19 protein-coding genes are annotated in these 17,968 nt (G+C 70.6%); 10 read left to right on the top strand and 9 right to left on the bottom strand.

The genetic code is table 11. The features are described from left to right. Nucleotides 1-69: 69 nt before the first annotated feature. On the top strand, nt 70-948 hold the full coding sequence (locus ACFY12_RS10410; protein WP_390715357.1) for a universal stress protein: 879 nt from the start codon (nt 70-72) through the stop codon (nt 946-948). A gap of 35 nt (nt 949-983) precedes the next feature. On the opposite strand, the gene ACFY12_RS10405 is transcribed toward ACFY12_RS10410, so the two are convergent. Continuing rightward, nucleotides 984-1,433: a winged helix-turn-helix transcriptional regulator gene (locus ACFY12_RS10405; RefSeq protein WP_390715356.1), complete on the bottom strand. Its 450-nt coding sequence runs from the start codon at nt 1,431-1,433 to the stop codon at nt 984-986. 152 nt (nt 1,434-1,585) lie between these two features. Between ACFY12_RS10405 and ACFY12_RS10400 the strand changes: the two genes are divergently transcribed. Next, a complete protein-coding gene (locus tag ACFY12_RS10400) occupies nt 1,586-2,305 on the top strand; it encodes an SDR family NAD(P)-dependent oxidoreductase (protein ID WP_390715355.1) in 720 nt (239 codons plus the stop codon). 58 nt (nt 2,306-2,363) lie between these two features. On the opposite strand, the gene ACFY12_RS10395 is transcribed toward ACFY12_RS10400, so the two are convergent. Further along, nucleotides 2,364-3,017: a cutinase family protein gene (locus tag ACFY12_RS10395; protein ID WP_390715354.1), complete on the bottom strand. Its 654-nt coding sequence runs from the start codon at nt 3,015-3,017 to the stop codon at nt 2,364-2,366. 422 nt (nt 3,018-3,439) lie between these two features. On the opposite strand from ACFY12_RS10395, the gene ACFY12_RS10390 reads away from it, so the two are divergent. Beyond that, nucleotides 3,440-5,461, top strand: a complete 2,022-nt coding sequence (locus ACFY12_RS10390) for an ABC transporter ATP-binding protein (protein ID WP_390715353.1) — start codon at nt 3,440-3,442, stop codon at nt 5,459-5,461. A gap of 11 nt (nt 5,462-5,472) precedes the next feature. Here ACFY12_RS10390 and ACFY12_RS10385 read toward each other — a convergent pair whose 3' ends face one another. Beyond that, nucleotides 5,473-6,150 (bottom strand): CBS domain-containing protein, encoded by a 678-nt coding sequence (locus tag ACFY12_RS10385; protein WP_390715352.1) that lies wholly within the window; start codon nt 6,148-6,150, stop codon nt 5,473-5,475. A 311-nt stretch (nt 6,151-6,461) separates the two neighbouring features. Between ACFY12_RS10385 and ppk2 the strand changes: the two genes are divergently transcribed. Then, nucleotides 6,462-7,280 (top strand): polyphosphate kinase 2, encoded by an 819-nt coding sequence (gene ppk2, locus ACFY12_RS10380; protein ID WP_390715351.1) that lies wholly within the window; start codon nt 6,462-6,464, stop codon nt 7,278-7,280. Here the strand turns inward: ppk2 and ACFY12_RS10375 are convergent. After that, nucleotides 7,256-7,948 (bottom strand): CBS domain-containing protein, encoded by a 693-nt coding sequence (locus ACFY12_RS10375; protein ID WP_390715700.1) that lies wholly within the window; start codon nt 7,946-7,948, stop codon nt 7,256-7,258. The two genes, ppk2 and ACFY12_RS10375, sit on opposite strands and share 25 nt — an antisense overlap. A 51-nt stretch (nt 7,949-7,999) precedes the next feature. Further along, nucleotides 8,000-8,653, bottom strand: coding sequence for a CBS domain-containing protein (locus ACFY12_RS10370; protein ID WP_390715350.1), 654 nt, complete (start codon nt 8,651-8,653; stop codon nt 8,000-8,002). 242 nt (nt 8,654-8,895) lie between these two features. Between ACFY12_RS10370 and ACFY12_RS10365 the strand changes: the two genes are divergently transcribed. Both ACFY12_RS10365 and ACFY12_RS10360 read left to right on the top strand, forming a co-directional pair. Continuing rightward, complete coding sequence (locus ACFY12_RS10365; protein WP_390715349.1) at nt 8,896-9,786, top strand: DUF1918 domain-containing protein; 891 nt, start codon at nt 8,896-8,898, stop codon at nt 9,784-9,786. Nucleotides 9,787-9,872: 86 nt separating this feature from the next. Next, complete coding sequence (locus ACFY12_RS10360) at nt 9,873-10,865, top strand: Acg family FMN-binding oxidoreductase (protein ID WP_390715348.1); 993 nt, start codon at nt 9,873-9,875, stop codon at nt 10,863-10,865. A 63-nt stretch (nt 10,866-10,928) separates the two neighbouring features. Here the strand turns inward: ACFY12_RS10360 and ACFY12_RS10355 are convergent, their stop codons facing one another. From ACFY12_RS10355 to ACFY12_RS10340, 4 genes are all read right to left on the bottom strand, one after another. Beyond that, the gene (locus ACFY12_RS10355) at nt 10,929-11,291 is read right to left on the bottom strand and encodes an ArsR/SmtB family transcription factor (RefSeq protein ID WP_390715347.1); all 363 of its coding nucleotides are present in this window, start codon (nt 11,289-11,291) and stop codon (nt 10,929-10,931) included. A 115-nt stretch (nt 11,292-11,406) separates the two neighbouring features. Beyond that, nucleotides 11,407-11,865 (bottom strand): pyridoxamine 5'-phosphate oxidase family protein, encoded by a 459-nt coding sequence (locus ACFY12_RS10350; protein WP_390715346.1) that lies wholly within the window; start codon nt 11,863-11,865, stop codon nt 11,407-11,409. Beyond that, nucleotides 11,862-13,553, bottom strand: a complete 1,692-nt coding sequence (locus tag ACFY12_RS10345) for a SulP family inorganic anion transporter (RefSeq protein WP_390715699.1) — start codon at nt 13,551-13,553, stop codon at nt 11,862-11,864. The genes ACFY12_RS10350 and ACFY12_RS10345 overlap by 4 nt, the downstream gene beginning before the upstream one ends. A gap of 80 nt (nt 13,554-13,633) precedes the next feature. Continuing rightward, nucleotides 13,634-14,011, bottom strand: a complete 378-nt coding sequence (locus ACFY12_RS10340) for an ArsR/SmtB family transcription factor (protein WP_390715345.1) — start codon at nt 14,009-14,011, stop codon at nt 13,634-13,636. A gap of 175 nt (nt 14,012-14,186) precedes the next feature. Here ACFY12_RS10340 and ACFY12_RS10335 point away from each other — a divergent pair, with 175 nt between their 5' ends. The 4 genes from ACFY12_RS10335 to ACFY12_RS10320 all read left to right on the top strand — a co-directional run bounded on the left by ACFY12_RS10335 (nt 14,187) and on the right by ACFY12_RS10320 (nt 17,911). After that, on the top strand, nt 14,187-14,546 hold the full coding sequence (locus ACFY12_RS10335; RefSeq protein WP_390715344.1) for a zinc ribbon domain-containing protein YjdM: 360 nt from the start codon (nt 14,187-14,189) through the stop codon (nt 14,544-14,546). Nucleotides 14,547-14,790: 244 nt separating this feature from the next. After that, entirely contained in the window at nt 14,791-14,916 is a 126-nt protein-coding gene (locus ACFY12_RS10330) for a hypothetical protein (RefSeq protein ID WP_390715343.1), read from the top strand. A gap of 53 nt (nt 14,917-14,969) precedes the next feature. Next, on the top strand, nt 14,970-16,430 hold the full coding sequence (locus ACFY12_RS10325) for an MFS transporter (protein WP_390715342.1): 1,461 nt from the start codon (nt 14,970-14,972) through the stop codon (nt 16,428-16,430). Between the two features lie 110 nt (nt 16,431-16,540). Beyond that, nucleotides 16,541-17,911: a non-ribosomal peptide synthetase gene (locus ACFY12_RS10320; RefSeq protein WP_390715341.1), complete on the top strand. Its 1,371-nt coding sequence runs from the start codon at nt 16,541-16,543 to the stop codon at nt 17,909-17,911. The last annotated feature ends 57 nt before the right edge of the window (nt 17,912-17,968 follow it).

Genomic DNA, 17,968 nt, shown 5'->3' with positions numbered 1-17,968 from the left:
ACGGGAATGCCGCGATGCGAGAGGCGGCATAGGCTGGTACCGCCACCCTTGGCCGCGCGGAGGTACGTCATGGGCGGGTCTGTTGTCGTAGGACTGGACGGCACCGACATCAGCGTGCCGGCAGTGCGCTGGGGCGCCGCGGAGGCCGCCGCCCGGGATCTCCCGCTCCACCTGCTCCACTCACACGTCTCACAGCCGCTGAATGTCCCCACCGCCAAAGAACCGACCACCAGGAAGCGTGCGGGAGCCGAGGTGCTCGGAGCGGCCGAAGCGATGGCGCTCCAGCTCCATCCGGGCATCGCCGTCACCACTGAACAGGTCTCCGTGCAGGCAGCCGATGCCCTGGTCGACCGCAGTCGACAGGCCAGCATGATGGTGCTCGGATCACGCGGACACGGCGCGATCGCCGGCTTCCTCCTCGGCTCCGTCAGTCTGCACGTCCTCGGACGCGCAGAGTGCCCGGTCGTCACCGTCCGCGAGGATGTGACCGCCTCCTACGGCAGGCCCGACATCGTGGTCGGCGTCCAAGAACCCGGTACACAAGGCGAAGCAGTCCTGGAATTCGCGTTCGCGGCCGCCGAGGCCCACCACGCAAACGTACGCGCCGTACGGGCCTGGGAACCCTCTGCGGTCGCCGGCTTCGTGCCCACCGCCCCGACCAGCCCTCCGGACCAAGAAGACGCGTACACGGCCGCCGAGGAGAAGAAGCTCGCAGACATCCTGGCACCCTGGCGGGCCAAGTTCCCCGATGTCACCGTCGTCGAACACATTCAGCGAGGCAGAGTCGCGTCCGTGCTGCTGAAAGCCTGCCCGCAGGCGAGCCTGCTGGTCGTCGGACGCCGCATGCACAGAACGCCCATGCTCCTCGGCCCCGTCGTCTTCGCCGTCCTCCACCATTCCTGCTGCCCCGTCGCGGTCGTACCGCGAACCGGAACGTGCCCGACCTGACCGGGGTTCACCTGCTCGGTGACCCGGGTGGGGGATCAGGGCCGTGTTCGTGGTGGGTGCGTGGTGTCGTAGTGGCGCCGGTTGTGGTTGATCTCTTGCCTGTGTGTGGTGGCCCATTCGGCGAGGCCGGCGACGGAGTCCAGCAGTGTGGTGCCGAGTGGGGTGAGCGCATAGTCGACACGTGGGGGAACGCTGGGGTGCACGGTCCGGGTGAGCAGGCCGTCGCGTTCGAGTTGCCGCAAGGTCAGGGTGAGCATGCGCTGCGAGATGCCCGTGACCGCGCGGTGCAGTTCGCTGAAGCGCAGGGTCCGGTCGCGGAGCTGCCCGATGACCAGGATGCTCCACTTGTCGCCGATCAGAGCGAGGATCCGCAGTACCTGCCGGCACACCTCTTCATCCGGCTCGCGCCCGTCGGCGTCTGCTTGCGGGTGGGGCGTGAGGTCTGGGTGCTGTCCGGCCGGCGGGGTGCTTCTGCGGGGCGTCAACGGTTACCTCCGTGTGCGTCACCGACAAAAAAGTGCCGTCTTGTCACCAACAGGGCACTGACACAACATGGTGCTGCAAACAAAGAGTAACTGCCCTGCGGGCAGGGCGCGTTGTGCCCGGCATGCCCGCTGCAGCCGGAAGGGATGTTGTGGTGGCGAAGACACTCGTTATCGTCGGTGCCGGCCCAGGACTGGGGATGGGCGTGGCGCGGGCTTTCGGCCACCACGGTTTCCAGGTCGGGCTGATCGCCCGGAGCAAGGACGCTCTGCATGCCTCGGTCGGCGAGTTGACCGGGCTGGGCATCACCGCTGCGGCGTTTCCCGCCGACATCCGGGACCGTGACGCGCTGGCCGGTGCCCTCAGCAGGGCCGGGGAGACGCTGGGGCCGGTCGATGTCCTGGAGTACAGCCCCAGCCCGAGCGGGCCGATCACTCCCGCCGCACAGACCACGATCGCGTCCGCCGCCGCGCAGTTCGAGCTGCATGTGCTGGGCGCGGTGACGGCCGTGGGACAGGTACTGCCGCAGATGCGCGCCCGTGGCGAGGGGACACTGCTGCTGACCACCGGAGTGTCCTCCACGGTCGCCGCACCGTTCCTGGCCAATGTGGGGCTGGCCATGGCCGGCTTGCGCAACTGGGCACACGCCCTGCACGCCGAGCTATGCCCCCAGGGAATCCACGTGGCAACGGTGACGATCGCCTCCCGCGTCATCCCCGGCGACGAGGTGACCGACCCGGATGCCATCGGCGCCCGCTACTACGACCTGTATAAGCAGCGAAACCGTGCGGAAGAGGTCATCGGTGACCTGGACGCCTTCCGCGCCCTCGTCGCTCACACACCTCACCATCTGCCGGCGGCCGACTTGTTCTGAGCCGCTGACAGATGGTGAAGGAATTCGGCTGTGCACCCCGCCGACAGACTTTCCGTCGTTACGCCGGATACCAGGCGCCGTTGTACCACTGCTCGTTGGCGCTGTCGTTGTGGTGATCCATGTTGAAGTCTTCGGGGTAATTCTTGACGTGGTTGTTCGGGTAGGTCCAGATACCGGCGGACTCGTCGCAGACATAGTCCCAGTGGCAGATCGTCTTGACGGGCACGTTGCCGAAGAACCTGTCGGCACCGGCGAGCGGAGGGCCGACGACACCGCCGAACGGCACGGCTCCGCCGTTGGCCCCGGGAGGGCCCTGGCGCTTGGGGTCCGCGATGAGGACGGCGTTGACGTTGTCGAACGTCTGCCAGTTCTCGGTGACCCAGATGTGCACCACCGCGGCGCCCAGGGAGTACCCGCCGATCTTGACGTGCTGGCCCGGGCACGCGGCACGTTGGTCGCGGACCAGCCGGTTCAGCTCATTGACGCCTGCCCGGGCGCTCGCACCGTTGGGAATCTGGGTGGGGTACCCGACGTGCTGCTGGATATTGCCGTAGAAGCCGTCGTTGTTCCACGAGCTGCCGGTACCGCCCACAACGATCGTGTAGGTGCCCTCACACGGAGCTGCCGCTTGCGCCGTGGACCCCTGTGCCACGGAAAGCCCGGCAGTCAGCAGCAGACCTGCTGACGCGGCCGCGATCTTTCTTGTTCGCATTCCATCCTCCCCATGGAGCTGGCCTGCGCGTCCCGCCGCGCGATGCGGTAGGCGGTCGGGCCAAGGTCACCGGACGACAGTGGCAGCGGCCGATGACATCCCGATGAAACTCCGTTGAAACCCCAGGGCCGGCCGAGATGGTGGTTCAGGCGCGGATCGCCCCTGTGAAGGCGACGTCCTTCTCGATCCGCACGGGAAACCACCCGGCACTCCGTCGAACGCCACACGCGTTTCGGGTATCGGCGTTTCGGCCACCCCGGAAGTGATGCCGAGCCGTGCAATGCCGGGATGCGTGTATCCCCCACCCCGAGATGCCACGGCAGTAGCTCCGTCTCAAACACGCGTGTTCGATCCCGGTGGTCTCGTCGTTGACCCCGACGACACCACCCATTCGATCCCAACGCCCCTTGTGAGGAGCCGAGTTGACCGCTGCAACCGATCCCACCGACGCCGCCGATACGGCCAATCCCACCGATAGCGCCAATCCCACCGATGCCGCCGATGAGAACGTCGAGAAACCCGCGAAATCCGAGAAGCCACGGGAGGAGCTGCGGTACCGCTCCCCGACCCTCACCGCCTTCGAGGGCAACCCCCTCACCACGAAGACGATGGCGACCCGCCTGCCGCGGCTCGTGCGCAAAGCACTCGCCCTCGCCTGGCGCATCAGCCCCCGCCTGGTCACCACCCTGCTGACCTGCCAGGTGCTCTCCGGATTCCTTCAGGCCTTCGGCCTGCTGGCCATCACCGGAACCCTCACCGCCCTGATCGCCGGCGGCCACATCCAGGACCGCCTCCTGGAATCCGTACCGTCCCTCACGCTCCTCGCCGGTGCCGCCGCTCTGCGTGCGCTCCTCGGCATCGTGGTCGCCAACGTCTCCAGCCGCCTCGCCCCCCGGATCGCACGCGAGGCGCAGATGGACATGCTCGCCGCGGCTGTGGACGCCGAGCTGACCGCGTACGACCACCCCGGGTTCAGCGACCGCCGGGAGGCCGCCGACCGGGGCGCCGATGTGGCCCAGGATCTCCTCGCCGAGGCCCAGGACTTCGCGGCCACCATCGCCTCCCTCGTCGCCGCGGCCACGGTGATGACCGTCCTCCACCCGGCGCTGCTGCCGCTCCTTGTGCTCGCCGCGATGCCGCAGGCGGTAGCCGGCGTCAAGTCCGCCCGGGTCCACTACATGGCCGCCCGCTCCACCGTCGCCGACCGGGTCACGCTCAACAACCTGCGGTGGTTCATCACCACCAAGGCCAGCGCCGACCAGATCCGCTCGGGCACCATGGCGACCTTCCTCCTCGGCCGCTATCGCGCCATCGGCGACCGGGTCGACGCCACCACCGACACCGCCGCGCACCAGTCCGCCCGGTACGCGCTCGTGGGAGCGCTGGCCGGAGGCGCCGCGACCGCGACCGTCTGGGGCGCCCTCGTCCTCCTCCTGGCCACCGGCCACATGTCCGTCGCCTCCGCCGGAACGGCCGTCTTCGCGCTGCGTACGGTCAGCTCCTCCCTGGCAGGCATGGTCAGCTACGGAACCCGCCTCTTCCGCACCGGCCTCTACCTCGACGACTGGGCGGACTTCATCGCCGAGGCCGGCGGCCATCGGCTCCAGCGCGGCACCCTCGCCCCGCCTCCGCCGCTCACCGTCAAGGCCGATGCCCTGACCTACTTCTACCCGGACTCCGAGAAGCCCGCGTTGGAGAACGTCACCCTCGAAGTCCGGCGGGGCGAAGTCCTCGCCCTGGTCGGAGAGAACGGCTCGGGCAAGACCACCCTCTCCAAGCTCCTGTCCGGCCTGTACCTGCCCACCAAGGGCAGCGTCACCTGGGACGGCGCGGACACCCGCGATCTCGACCCGCACGCGCTCTGGGCCCAGACCGCGGTGGTCCCCCAGGAATTCACCCGCTGGCCCATGTCGGCCCGCGACAACATCACCCTCGGCCGGCCCCACGGCGGAGACGAGACGGTCCTGCGCGCCGCCGAACAGTCCGGCGCTCAGGAAGTCGTAGCCGACCTCCGCAGCGGCCTGGACACTCTCCTGGCCCGCGAATGGCTCGGCGGCGTCGACCTCTCCGGCGGCCAGTGGCAGAGAATCGCCATCGCCAGAGCCTTCCACCGCCGCGCCGGCTTCCTCGTCATGGACGAACCCACCAGCGCCCTCGACGCCCGCGCCGAGCACCGCATCTTCACCGGGCTACGGAACATCGCCCAGGACCGCGCCGTCGTCCTGGTCACCCACCGCCTCGCCAACGTCGCCGTCGCGGACCGCATCATCGTCCTCGACCACGGCCGCGTCATCCAGCACGGAACATTCGCCGAACTCGTCGCCGCCCCGGGCCTCTTCCAAGAGCTGTGGGAGCTGCAGAACGACCGGGGCATCCCCGCTCAGCGCACTTCCAGAACCTCCAGCTCCCTTGACAATGACGGAAGTTCGCAAGCAGCGGATTAGCGAACCCGCGGTCAGGTGGGGTGGCGGGCAGCGGTCGTGAGGTGGACCGCGTCGAACGTCACGTCCACCACCCCCTCGACCGCCCGGACCAGCCGTGCCACGACGGGGATGAGCGAGGGGTCGGGGATCCGGCCGCCCACCGCGACCACTCCGTCGGTGACGGTGACCGTCACGCTCTCCGGAGATCCGGGGAACAGCCTGCCGATGATCTCCGTACGCACCTCCGCTGCCAGGTCGTCATCCGGGCGCAGGAAGACCTTCAGCAGGTCGGAGCGGCTGATGATGCCCTGGAGCAGCCCCTGGCCGTCGACGACGGGGAGCCGCTTCACGGACTTGTACGCCATCGTCCGCGCCGCCTGTGCGAGGGTGTCACCGGCACGCACCGTCAGTGCCGGCGTGGTCATCAGCTCACCCGCGGTCAGCGCTCCGGCCTTGCGTACGTCGTCCAGCCGGCGCAGCTGCTCCATGCGGTCGGGGTCGGCTTCCCGGAACTCCTCCTTGGGCAGCAGATCGGCCTCGGACACCACGCCGATCACCCGCCCCTCCCCCGCGAGCACGGGAAGCGCGCTGACCTTCCACTGCTCCATGGTCTCGACGATCTCCTTGAAACGCGCCTCCTGGCCGACCGCGATCACCGTCTGGGTCATCACATCGCTGACGGTGTACGGGGTGTGGGGAGTGTGTTCCATGTGGGGACTGTGTTCCATGACGCCTCCTCGCTGACGTCTCCTCGCTGGCGTCTCCTCGCTACGGGACGCCGCCGCGGGACACCGTTGTACGGGCTGTACGACGGTACGGCTGTACGGCCTGTGTACGGCCTGTGTGACGCCCTCAGCTTCCAGCCTGCATCGGCCGTCCGCGCCTGGCAGGGGCCGGACGGTCCTGCCCGCCCGGACACGTCGCAGCCGCAGGGAAGGGCCATCGCCCGATCGGCGGCGAGCGGCGGCGGGCCGGGCTCCGCCCCTGAGCAGGGCGGGGTGTTTCCTCGTACCGTCATCGCATGGTGAAGCAAGGCGACGACGGGCGGGGGAGGCTGCCGAGGCCGGTGTACGAGCGCGAGCTGTACCGGCTGCAGACCGAGCTGGTGAAGGTGCAGGAGTGGGTGCGGGCCGAGGGCGCCCGGCTCATCGTGGTCTTCGAGGGCCGCGACGCGGCCGGGAAGGGGAGCACCATCCAGCGCGTCACCCAGTACCTGAACCCCCGGGTGGCGCGGATCGTGGCGCTGCCCCGGCCCACCGAGCGTGAACGCACCCAGTGGTACTTCCAGCGCTATGTGGAGCATCTGCCCGCGGCGGGCGAGATCGTGCTGTTCGACCGCAGCTGGTACAACCGGGCCGGTGTGGAGCGGGTGATGGGATTCTGCACTCCGGCCGAGCACCAGCGGTTCCTCCGCCAGTGCCCGGTCTTCGAACGGTTGCTGGTCGAGGACGGGATCCTGCTGCGCAAGTACTGGTTCTCGGTCAGCGACGAGGTGCAGGAGCAGCGCTTCCGGCGCCGGCTGGAGGATCCCACGCGGCGCTGGAAGCTCTCCGCCGTGGATCTGGAGTCGCTGACCCGCTGGGAGGACTACTCACGGGCCAAGGACGAGATGTTCGCGCACACCGACATCGCCGAGGCACCGTGGTACGTCGTGGAGAGCGACGACAAGCGCCGGGCCCGGCTGAACATGATCGCCCACCTGCTGTCCACCGTGCCGTACCACGAGGTCCCCCCGCCGGTGCTCGAACTGCCGCCGCGGCCGCCGGCCACCGGGTACCGACGCCCGCCCCGTGACCTGCAGAAGTACGTGCCCGATCACGCGGCCGGACTGCCGGACTGACGCCCGGGCGGGCCCGTCCACACGGGATCGTGGCCGGTCACCTCGAACTCCACGTCCACCACCCCCTCCACTGACCGCACCAGCCGCGCCAGCACCGGGACGAGTGAGGAGTCCCGGATGCGCCCGCTGAGCGTGACGACCCCGTCGGCGACCGAGACGTTCAGGTCCTTGGCAGGCGCGGCGAAGAGCTCGCCGAGATTCCGGCGGACCTCCTGTGCCAGATCCTCGTCCGAGCGCAGAAAGACCTTGAGCAGGTCGGCGCGGCTGACGATGCCGCGCAGCAGCCCGTGGGCGTCCACCACCGGCAGCCGTTTGACGGACTTCCGCGCCATGATCCGAGCGGCCTGGGAGAGCGTGGCGTCGGCCCGCACGGTGTGCGCGGGGCTGGTCATCAGCTCACCCGCCGTGACCGCTTCCGCTCTGCGCACGTCATCGAGCCGCCGCAGCTGGTCCAGACGGTCCGGGTCGGACTCCCGGAACTCCTCCTTGGGCAGCAGATCGGCTTCGGACACCACCCCGACGACCCGGCCCTCCCCGGCCAGCACCGGCAGCGCGCTGACCTTCCACCGTTCCATGGTCTCGACGATCTCCCTGAACCGGGCCTCGCGGTCGACCGCGGCCACGGTCTGTGTCATCACGTCACCGACGAGGTGCGGGGTGTTCGGCATAACCGCCTCCTTGCCTGCGGCCGGCTCGTCTGTCGTCCTCATCTGCCGTCCTCATCTGTCGTCGGTCGCGTACCTCAGGTGCTCGGAAACGGAGACCACACCGTCCACACTGCGGCACAGTCGCTCAATGACCGGGATCAGGCTCCTGGCCTCGACGGATCCGCTCAGCGTGACCTGCCCGTCGCGCACCTCGACGGTCACCCCGGAAGGCGCCAGGCCCAGGGTCCGGTCCAGCACATCGCGCTTGATCTCCTCGCGGATGGCGTCGTCGTGCCGGAGGAAGATCCGGAGCAGGTCGCGGCGGCTGACAATGCCCACCAGCTTGTCGGTCTCGTCCACCACGGGCAGCCGCTTGACGTTCTGGACCTCCATGAGGCGGGCCGCCTCGACCACGTTCCAGTCCGCCCTCGCGCACACCGCGGGAGCGGACATCAGCTCCTCCGCCCTCGCCCCTTCGGCCTTGGCGCGCTCCCACGCCTCCAGGTGCGGAATCGGCGTCAGGCCGGCCAGTCCGGCCTGATCGGCCGACTTGCGCAGGAGGTCCGCCTCGGAGACCACGCCCATCGGACGGCCCGTGGAATCCACGACCGGGACGGCGGTGACGTCGTTGTCCGCGAGCGTCTTGACGATCTCCTTGAACGCCATGTCCGGCCGTACGTGGATGACATCCCGGGTCATGAGTTCTCCGACCGTTCGGTGTTCCATGTCCTTCTCCCTCCGACTCCCTCCGACCGAGGTCCTTCTCCCTCCGACCGAATCACGCTCTGGTCGCGTCGTCACCTTAAGGATGCGAGGGGTGTCCTTCTGCGGATCAGGACCGTTCGGCCCTCGATAGGGGCTTTCCGGGCCATGCCGTCGGCCGTGCCGTCGTGTCACGTTGAAGGCGCATGCTGGAGGAGAGCGCATTCAGAGGCCCATCGAGAGCGTTTTCGAGAGCGGTGATGACCATGCGGGCGCACATCGGCGATCAGCTCGTTGTCGAGAGTCCGATTACGGGCGCGCCCCGGCGGGACGGCGAGATCGTGGGAGTCCATCACGACGACGGCACACCACCGTATGACGTGCGCTGGTCGGACACGAACGATGTGACGCTGGTGTTCCCGGGGCCCGACGCACACATCCACCACATCGAGCACCAGCCCGGGGGCGAACACCTCGAAGCGGAACCCGAGGGGACCGACAGGCCGACCCACCGGCCGCTCGACCCCGGCGACATCAGCCGACGCGTGGCCCATGAACGGAGACGGCAGCGGCTCTCCCGCACCGAGCTGGCCGCACGCGCCGGCGTCAGCGCGCCCTACCTGGCGTACCTCGAAGAGCGGCCGGCCAACCCGGATCTCGCCACGCTCACGGCCCTGGCCGGCGCTCTGGGGACCACGGTGGCTCGTCTGCGCGGTGGCGGGGCCGATCTGCCGCCCGGCGGAGGACAGGCCGCCTACCACCCCGAACTTCGGGAGCTGAGTCCCGACGCATGCCGTGACCGGCTCGGCACACATGGTGTGGGGCGCATTGCCGTCTCGACGCCGGACGGGCTGGCGGTACTGCCCGTCAACTACGAGGTCATCGACGGCGCGATCGCCTTCCGGACCGCGCACGGCACCGTTCCGGCAGCAGCCGCGGGCTCCGATGCCGCGTTCGAGGTCGACCATGTCGACGAGGCCATGAGCCAGGGGTGGAGCGTCCTCGTCCACGGCCGGGCACGGACCGTCACCGAGCCCGACGCGGTGCGACGGCTGGACGAGCAGGCGCACTCCAGGCCATGGGCGGGCGGCGAACGCCCCCTCTGGGTCCTGATCGAACCCCGGCACCTGACGGGACGACGTATCGACACCGAGTGACCGTACTGGCCGTACTGGCCGTACTGGCCGTACTGGCCGACCGTAAAGACGGTAATTAACCGTGGTGAGAGCCGAGGGAGCCACCCGTGACCACGCAACTGCTCTCCGAGAAGCGCATCGTGGCGCTCGCCGACGACGCTGCCACCGCCCCCTCCATGCACAACGCCCAGCCGTGGCACTTCCGTTACTGCCGGCACAGCCGCACCTTCGACATCCGCGCAGACCTCGATCGCACCCTTCCGCACGCCGACCCCGACACCCGGGCCCTCCACATCGGCTGCGGCGCGGCTCTGCTGAACCTGCGGGTCGCGGTGTCCCATGCCGGCTGGTATCCGGCAACCCGGCTGCTTCCGGACTCCACGGACCCCGCGTTCCTCGCGACGGTGCAGCTGACAAGCCTGGGCAGCGGCACGAGCGACCTCGACGAGCTGTATCCGGCGGTTCACCGCCGGCACACCAGCCGCTACCCGTTCGACGAAACCGACATACCCGAGGCCGTGCGGTCCGCCCTGCGCCACGCCGCCCGCCTCGAAGGTTGCGTACTCGACTTTCCCGCCGGGTGGCACCTGCACTGGGTACTGAAAGTGGCGGCAGAGGCCGAGGCACGCAACCTCACCGACCGCGCACGGCGCGAGGAACTGAGGCGCTGGACGCGCACGGGCGCCACAGCCACGGAAGCGGTCGGGTCCGGAGTCCCGGAGTACGCCTTCGGACCGCGGAAACGCGGCGGCAAGGCCCCTGTCCGTGACTTCGCGGGCAGCACGCCGGTGCCCGGCCGTGGCGCCGCGGCGTTCGAAAGCTCCCCTCATCTGGCCGTGCTGAGCACGGCCCGCGACCGCCCCGAGGACTGGCTGCGAGCGGGGCAGGCCATGGAACGCGTCCTGCTGCTCGCCACCCTTGAGGGCCTGGCCAGCTCCCCGGCCACCCAGGCCGTCGAATGGCGCGACCTTCGCTGGCCGCTGCGCGATCCCCTCTCCGGAGCGGGATACGTACAGATGGTGCTGCGCATGGGATACGGCCCCCAGGGCCCCACCACGCCCCGGCGCCCGGTAGGAGACGTGCTCGACATCGAGCCGTAGCCCTTCATCGCGCCGTAGCCGTTCATCGAGCCGTGGCCGTTCACGGCCGCCGTAAAGGGGCGGCTACGACGGTGCGCGGCCCGGCGGCTTCCGCTCCGGCGTGGCGGCGCGCAGATCCGCGAGCAGCTCGGCCTGCCCGGTCAGCACCCCCGTGAGGATGGTGCGTGCCACCTGTAGCAGCTCCGCCACATGAGGACTGGTCAACGAGTAGTAGACGGCCGAACCCTCTTTGCGGGTGACGACCAGATTCGCCCGCCTGAGGACCGCCAGCTGCTGGGAGAGGTACGCCGGCTCCGCATCCACCTGCGCCAGCATCTCCGAGACCGCGTGCTCCCGTTCGCTCAGCAGCTCCAGCACCCGGATACGTACCGGGTGCCCCAGACTCTTGAAGAACTCCGCCTTCAGCTGATACAGCGGCGCACTCACCGGACCGGCCTCCTGCCCGTCCTCGACAGCCGCAGCGACTGTTCTCCCGCGCATCGAGCCCACCCAATCAACAGAACCATGGGGCCATCCTCGCCCAGCCAGGGGCGGGCAGCTGTCACCGGGACGGGGGCCGCTGCGGACCGGCCACCGCCTCGGCGGGGTGGGTGGCGTGCGCGAAGCGGTAGCCGTTGACGGTCTGAGGGTGGATGCGCAGGAGCGTGTCGTGGGGGCCGTGGGCCCAGCCGGGCAGGGTGCGGCGGTAGTGGGCGGCCTCGTCGGTGTTGGTGACGACCTCGGCCGGGCCGGAGGCGGTCACCGCCCAGCCGGTGCCGGTCGTCGGGTTGATCTGGTCGGCGTGGTACGTGACGGCGACCGGGCCGGAGAGGAGAGCGGCCGGGACCGGCGTACGGACGATCAGGCGTCCGTACTCCAGGACATGGGAGGCCGGGCGGATGGCGGTCACCTGTCGCTGCTCGTGGATCAGGCGTCCCTGCGAGGCGCCTTCCAGCAGGTACAGAGCTTCCTCGCCGGAGATGTCGACCATGCGGCGGGCGGCGGTGGGCAGGGTGGTCATCGGGAGGACTCCTCGGTGATCACGGAAGCGGGTCCGGGACGTGGGGCGGGGAGGGGCTTGGGGCGGGGAGAGGGAAACGGAAGGACTCCCGTGCGCTGGAGGTGGGCGCGGGCGGCGGCGATGGCCTCGGGGGTGGCGGCGAAGTCGCGGCCCTCCGGCCGCAGGAGCTCCAACGCGCCCACGGAGTCCAGCACTTGGCGCTGGCCGGGCCGTATACCCGAGGTCAGCACAGCGATGCCGCGCCGGTTCAGTTTCTCCACGGCGTCTTTGAGGACCAATGCCCCGGTGGCGTCGATGGTCGTCACCCGTGACATCCGCAGGATGACCACCCGTGCGTCGGCGACCTCGGACAGCTCCAGAAGGGAGCGGTGGGCGCCGGCGAAGAACAGCGGGCCGTCGACGCGGTAGGCGACGATGTGCTCGGCCAGGAGCGCGTGTTCCTCTTCGCGGTCCTCGCCCGGTACGAGCGGTGCCAAGGAGATCCGCTCCATCCGGGCCTGCTTGGCCACTGCCCGCAGTGCCAGCGCACCCGCCACCAGCAGGCCGATGATGACCGCGTACACCAGGTCCAGGGCCAGCGTCGCCACCGCCGTCAGCACCAGGACGACGGCGTCCGAGCGGGTCGCCCGCGCCATGGCCCGCAGCGAGCCGACCTCGACCATGCGGACCGCGGTCGCCAGCAGCACTCCCGCCAGCGCGGCCAGCGGGATACGGGAGACCAGCGGCGCGGCGGCGAAGACGATCACGGCGAGTACGGCGGCGTGGGCGAGGGCGGCGAGGCGGGAGCTCGCGCCGGTGCGCACATTGACGGCCGTGCGGGCGATCGCGCCGGTCGCCGGGACGCCGCCGAACAGCGGGGCCGCGAGGTTCGCCAGACCCTGCCCGAACAGCTCCCTGTCCGGATCGTGCTGCTGCCCCACGGTCATGCCGTCGGCGACGGACGCCGACAGCAGTGACTCCAGCGCGGCGAGGGCGGCCACCGCCACCGCGGGCGCGAGCAGCGATCCGAGCGCGGCCGGGTCGAGGAAGGCCAGGGACGGTGCGGGCAGGCCGGCGGGGAGGTCACCGATCGGCTTGGCGGCGTCCAGGTGGAAGAGCTGCGCGGCGACGGTCGCGGCGATCACCGCGACGACCGAGAAGGGGATGGCCGGCCGCCACCGGGCGCCGATCAGCATCACGGCGGCGACGGCGAGCGCGACGCCGACGGCGGTCCAGTTGGGGTGCCGTACGAACTCCTCGACCGCGCGCCAGGCGACGGCCAGGACCTTGTCTCCCTCCGGCTTGGGCACGCCCAGTGCGTTGGGCAGCTGCTGCAGCCCGATGACGCAGGCGATTCCTAGGGTGAAACCTTCCACCACCGGCGCGGGCACGTACCGCATATAGCGGCCGGCCCGTGCTACGGCGAGCGCGATCAGCAGTACACCGGCTATCAGCCCGACGGAGAGCACACCGCCCGGCCCGTACTGCGCCACGATCGGCACCAGGACCACGGTCATCGCGCCGGTCGGCCCGGACACCTGGAGATTCGAGCCGCCGAAGAGCGCGGCCAGCGCACCGGCCACGACCGCGGTCGCCAGCCCGGCCTCCGCGCCGAGCCCGGAGGAGACCCCGAAGCCCAGTGCGAGCGGCAGGGCCACGATGGCCACGGTCAGCCCGGCCAGCAGGTCCCGGCGCGGAGTGCGGCCCATCGCCGCCAGATCGGCACGGGCGGGCAGGAGGGACAGGAGGGAACGGACCGAGGAGCACACGCGGCCGGGCAAGGAAGTTCTCACTCGGCAGCGACCTCGGAGTCCCGCAGTTCGGCGGATTCCCGCGGTTCGGCGGATTCCCGCAGCTCGGCCAGGAGCTGCTTCCGCCCGGCCAGCATCTCCGTGAGGATCCGCCGCGCGGCCCGCATCAGCTCCGCGACATCCCCGCCGGCCAGCTCGTAGACGACCGTGGAGCCCTCGCGGACAGAGGTGACGATGCCCGAGCGCCGCAGCACCGCCAGCTGCTGGGATAGCGCCGCCGGCTCGATCTCGATTTCCGCGAGCAGGTCCCGTACCGGCATCCGCCCGTCCTGCAGCAGCTCCAGCACACGGATGCGGACCGGATGCCCCAGCATCCGAAAGAACTCGGCCTTGGCCTGATACAGCGGAACCAGCACGAACGAACTTCCTCGATCTTCCTCGATCACTCACACGCGACCCCGCTGTACGCGAGGCGCTCGTCACGGGTCGTGCCCGCGGCTACTACGGGCACGACCACCAGAGCAGCATGTAGGAAATTGCATATTTTTGCAATTTGCGATTCCTGCGCAGTGGCCGGAATACACTGGTGTGGTGACCGAGAACGAGAATCTGCCACCGTGCCCCGAGTGCTCCAGTGCGTACACCTACGAGATGGGCGCGCTCCTGATCTGCCCGGAGTGCGGACATGAGTGGTCGCACGCGTCCGCTGAACCCGCGGGCGACACCGAGGACGGGGTGATCAGGGACGCGGTCGGAAACGTGCTCGCCGACGGTGACTCGGTGACTGTGATCAAGAGCTTGAAGGTCAAGGGCAGCCCCACCGGGATCAAGGCGGGCACCAAGGTGCGCAACATCCGCCTCGTGAACGGGGTGGACGGCCATGACATCGACTGCAAGATCGACGGGTTCGGCTCCATGCAGCTCAAGTCCAGCGTGGTCAAGAAGTCCTGACCTGAATGCAGTTGACCTGAACGACCCGGCCTGACCTGAATCCGCCTGTTGCGCCCTCACCCCTCACGGGACTTCCTCGACGGCGGGGGCGGCGGCCGGGTCGCCTTCGTCGACTGTCCGGGCCCCTGAGCCCTGCCTCGCGGACGACATAGCGGGGGAAGCGAAAGAAACCGTTAACAAAGAGACAGTAGTGGCGGTTTTCGGCCACAGTGTGGACTGTGGGCTCCGGGTGTGCGGAGCACTCATGTACGACCGTGAGGGGCGGGCAGGCCAGGCGGCGGTCGCTGCGGGACTCATTCATCCGGTGGTTGCCGAGATCTCGCGTAAAATTTCCTGCCCGCATGAGCAAAAGGTGAAGAAAACCGACTGAAACTGTGCTCCTTGTTTTGACTGTTGATCGGCTGATACCTGAGTGTCATAGCCATGCCCGTCAGATCCCGATCCGCGGCCAGCGGCCCGCTGCGCAGGCGTGACTTCCGCTTTCTGCTCGCCGGCGCCGCGGCCGGACAGCTCGGCGCCCAGGTCACCCTGGTCGCCCTACCCCTCGTAGCGGTCCTCCAGCTCAACGCCCCCGCCTTCCAGGTGGGTCTGCTCACGGCCGCGGAGACCGCCGCGTTCCTGCTGGTCGGGTTACCCGCCGGGGCCTGGGTCGACCGGATGCGGAAGCTGCCGCTGCTGATCCGGGCCGACCTGGTGCGGGCCGCGGCCATGGCCAGTGTCCCGCTGGCCGCCGTCGCCGATGTGCTGACGATGGCCCAGCTGTACGTCGTCGCCCTGATCACCGGCGTGGCGACGGTCTTCTTCGATGTGGCCCATCAGAGCTTCCTCCCCCAGCTGCTGCCCCGGGAACAGCTGGTCGCGGGCAACGGGGCACTGGAGACCATTCGTTCCTCGGCGCAGGTCGCGGGGCCGGGGGTCGGCGGTGGTCTGGTGCAGCTGCTCGGGGCACCGCTCGCCATCGTGGCGGATGCGACCGGCTATGCGCTCTCCGCTCTGTTCCTCTGGCGCGTCAAGCACCCGGAGAGCCGCCCGCAGCGCGAGCCGGGCGCCGCCCTGCGCAAGGACGTCGCCGAGGGGCTGCGCTTTGTGTTCGGCCACCCGCTGCTGCGGATGATCGCCGCGGCGACCGGAGTCGCCAACCTCTTCAGCGCCATGCTGATGGCCACTCAGTCCGTCTTCCTGGTACGGGTGCTCGGCCTGGAGCCCGGCGCGATCGGCCTGGTCCTGTCCGCGGCCGCGATCGGCGGGCTGGCCGGCGCGCTGTGTGCGGGCCGGCTCGCCGCCCGGTTCGGCCAGGCCCGGATCATCTGGCTGTCCCCCCTGGTCACCGGCCCCTTCGCTCTGCTGTGGCCGCTGGCCGGCCAGGGCGCGGGTGCGGCGCTGTTCTCGGTCGGCTCCGGTGTGGTGTTCTTCGGTGCGGTCGTCTACAACGTCGCCCAGGTGAGCTTCCGCCAGGTGCTGTGCCCGCCCCGGCTGCTCGGGCGGATGAACGCCACGCTGCGGTTCGTGATGTGGGGCACCCTGCCGCTCGGCGCCCTGGCCGGCGGCGCGCTGGCCGACGCGTTCGGAGCCCGTACGGCACTGGCCTGCTGCGCGGCCGGGTTCCTCGCCGTACCGCTGCCGCTGCTGCTCTCCCCGCTGCGCCGGATGCGCGAACTGCCGGACGCCGCAGGCGAGATGGCCGCCTCGGGCGACCGGGACCCCGGGCAGCCGTCCTCGGGTGACTGTGGCCCCGGGCGGCCGTCCTCGGCCGCGGTCCCCGATCGCACGGGCGCGGACCCCGATCGCACGGCCGCGAACGCCCTCACGGGCGGGGACGTGCCCGACGTGCCCGCCCCCGCGGGCGCCTCCGACGAGCCCGCCGGGCCTCCCGCCCGCAGCTGAGGCGTACCGGAGCATCCGCCCGTATCGGGCTCTCGCCAGCCTGCCCCCACTCACTGCCCGTCGTCCCGCCGTCCCCGGTGGCGCGGCCGGCAACGACAGAGAGGTTTCGCGTGCTCAGCATCACGCACCAGTACCTGGACCGTTTTCGCCGGCTCGACGACGGCGGCGGGGCGTCGCCCCTGCTGCCCGTCACCGGTGCCCAGCGTCGCTTCGTGCTGGTGCGGGCCATGGATCCGGCCGGGCGGCCCGATCTCGTGCCGATGTTCTTCTCCTTCCCGCGCGGCACGGTCGACATCCGGCGCCTCGGCGCGGCCGCCCGGCGCCTCGCCGCGCTGCACCCCGTACTGCGCGGCCGGCCGGCCGTACTGCGCGCCACCCCCGTGCTCCGCCTGGAGCAACCGGAGGTTCCGGTGGAGCGGGTGGCGTGTGCACCGGGCGAGGACGCGGCCGACGCGCTGCGGCGGGTGCTGCGTGCCTGGGCACCGCAAGGACCGCCGCTGCGGCTCTTTCTGACGGAGGAGGAGACGGCGACGGCGGAGCAGACGGCGACGGAGGCGGCGGACGGCCGGTCCGGAGCCTCCGGGTCCGGCGGCGAGGCGCGTGAGGTGCTGGCGGTGGTGCTGGACCACGCCGCGTGCGATGGCAGCTCGCTGGCCCGGATCGTCGAGGAGCTGGGCGCCGCGTACACCGCCGGCGGTACGGCCGAGGGGCTGTCACCCGCCGACGTCGCCGCCGAGGTGGACGCCTACCGGGAAGCCGTGCTGCTGCAGCTGGACGAGGAGGCACGGGCCGCCTCGCCCGCGGCGCTGGAGTACTGGGGCGACCGGCTCCGCGCGGTCCGTGAGTGCGCCCCTCCGCCCCGTCCCGTCGAGGAGCGGGCCTCCGCCCCGGACGGACTGCCGAGCGGCTCGGCCGACCTGTCCCTGCCCGTCCCGGAGGGCGGCGCGTCCTTCCCCCAGCTGCTCGACGCCTGCCGTGCGGCCGCGGCGGTGCTGTACGGACGGGGCCGGGTGGTGCCGCTCGGTTACCCGTGGGGCGGCCGGCCTCCGGGCGCCGCTCCGGTGCTCGGCTGCTTCCTCAACACCGTGGTCTTCCCCACCGCGACGTGCCAGGCGGCCGCGGCCCCGGAGGAGACCGCGGGGGCCTGGTGGGACGACCTGGACCGGGCCGCCACTCCCTTCGACGAGGTGGTGCACGCGGCCCGGGCCGCCGGCTCCGGCTGGACCGGCCGGCTCGACGGGCTGCTGACCGTCGACGACGCCCGGCGGCGTGCGCCGCTCCGGCTGGGCGGTGTGACCGGCCGCGAGATCCACATCGACGGCCGGCCGGTCCGCGGCCCCTTCGCGGTGTCCGTCACCCAGGGGCCGGAAGTCCACCTGCGCATGGTCTGGGACCGCGCGGTGCACTCCGACACCGCCGCGGAAGGCGCCTTCGCCGCGCTCACCGACGTCCTGCGCGCACCGGCGCCGCTGGCCGGCTGACGCACCGGCCCGTACCGGGACCGCCGCCTCGGCACCGGACACCACCGGCCGGTACCC

This window comes from Streptomyces sp. NPDC001339, from assembly GCF_042895955.1.
In the GTDB taxonomy this organism is placed as follows: Bacteria; Actinomycetota; Actinomycetes; order Streptomycetales; family Streptomycetaceae; genus Streptomyces.
This window is presented reverse-complemented; position numbering and strand designations above follow the sequence as displayed.

What these genes read in the sequence shown, in the direction of transcription:
- ACFY12_RS10410 (WP_390715357.1), top strand. Translation starts at nt 70, where the DNA reads ATGGGCGGGTCTGTTGTCGTAGGACTGGACGGCACCGACATCAGCGTG.
- ACFY12_RS10375 (WP_390715700.1), bottom strand. Translation starts at nt 7,948, where the DNA reads ATGCCGAACACCCCGCACCTCGTCGGTGACGTGATGACACAGACCGTG.
- ACFY12_RS10385 (WP_390715352.1), bottom strand. Translation starts at nt 6,150, where the DNA reads ATGGAACACACTCCCCACACCCCGTACACCGTCAGCGATGTGATGACC.
- ACFY12_RS10365 (WP_390715349.1), top strand. Translation starts at nt 8,896, where the DNA reads ATGCGGGCGCACATCGGCGATCAGCTCGTTGTCGAGAGTCCGATTACG.
- ACFY12_RS10325 (WP_390715342.1), top strand. Translation starts at nt 14,970, where the DNA reads ATGCCCGTCAGATCCCGATCCGCGGCCAGCGGCCCGCTGCGCAGGCGT.
- ppk2 (WP_390715351.1), top strand. Translation starts at nt 6,462, where the DNA reads ATGGTGAAGCAAGGCGACGACGGGCGGGGGAGGCTGCCGAGGCCGGTG.
- ACFY12_RS10395 (WP_390715354.1), bottom strand. Translation starts at nt 3,017, where the DNA reads ATGCGAACAAGAAAGATCGCGGCCGCGTCAGCAGGTCTGCTGCTGACT.
- ACFY12_RS10330 (WP_390715343.1), top strand. Translation starts at nt 14,791, where the DNA reads ATGTACGACCGTGAGGGGCGGGCAGGCCAGGCGGCGGTCGCTGCGGGA.
- ACFY12_RS10350 (WP_390715346.1), bottom strand. Translation starts at nt 11,865, where the DNA reads ATGACCACCCTGCCCACCGCCGCCCGCCGCATGGTCGACATCTCCGGC.
- ACFY12_RS10370 (WP_390715350.1), bottom strand. Translation starts at nt 8,653, where the DNA reads ATGGAACACCGAACGGTCGGAGAACTCATGACCCGGGATGTCATCCAC.
- ACFY12_RS10345 (WP_390715699.1), bottom strand. Translation starts at nt 13,553, where the DNA reads ATGGGCCGCACTCCGCGCCGGGACCTGCTGGCCGGGCTGACCGTGGCC.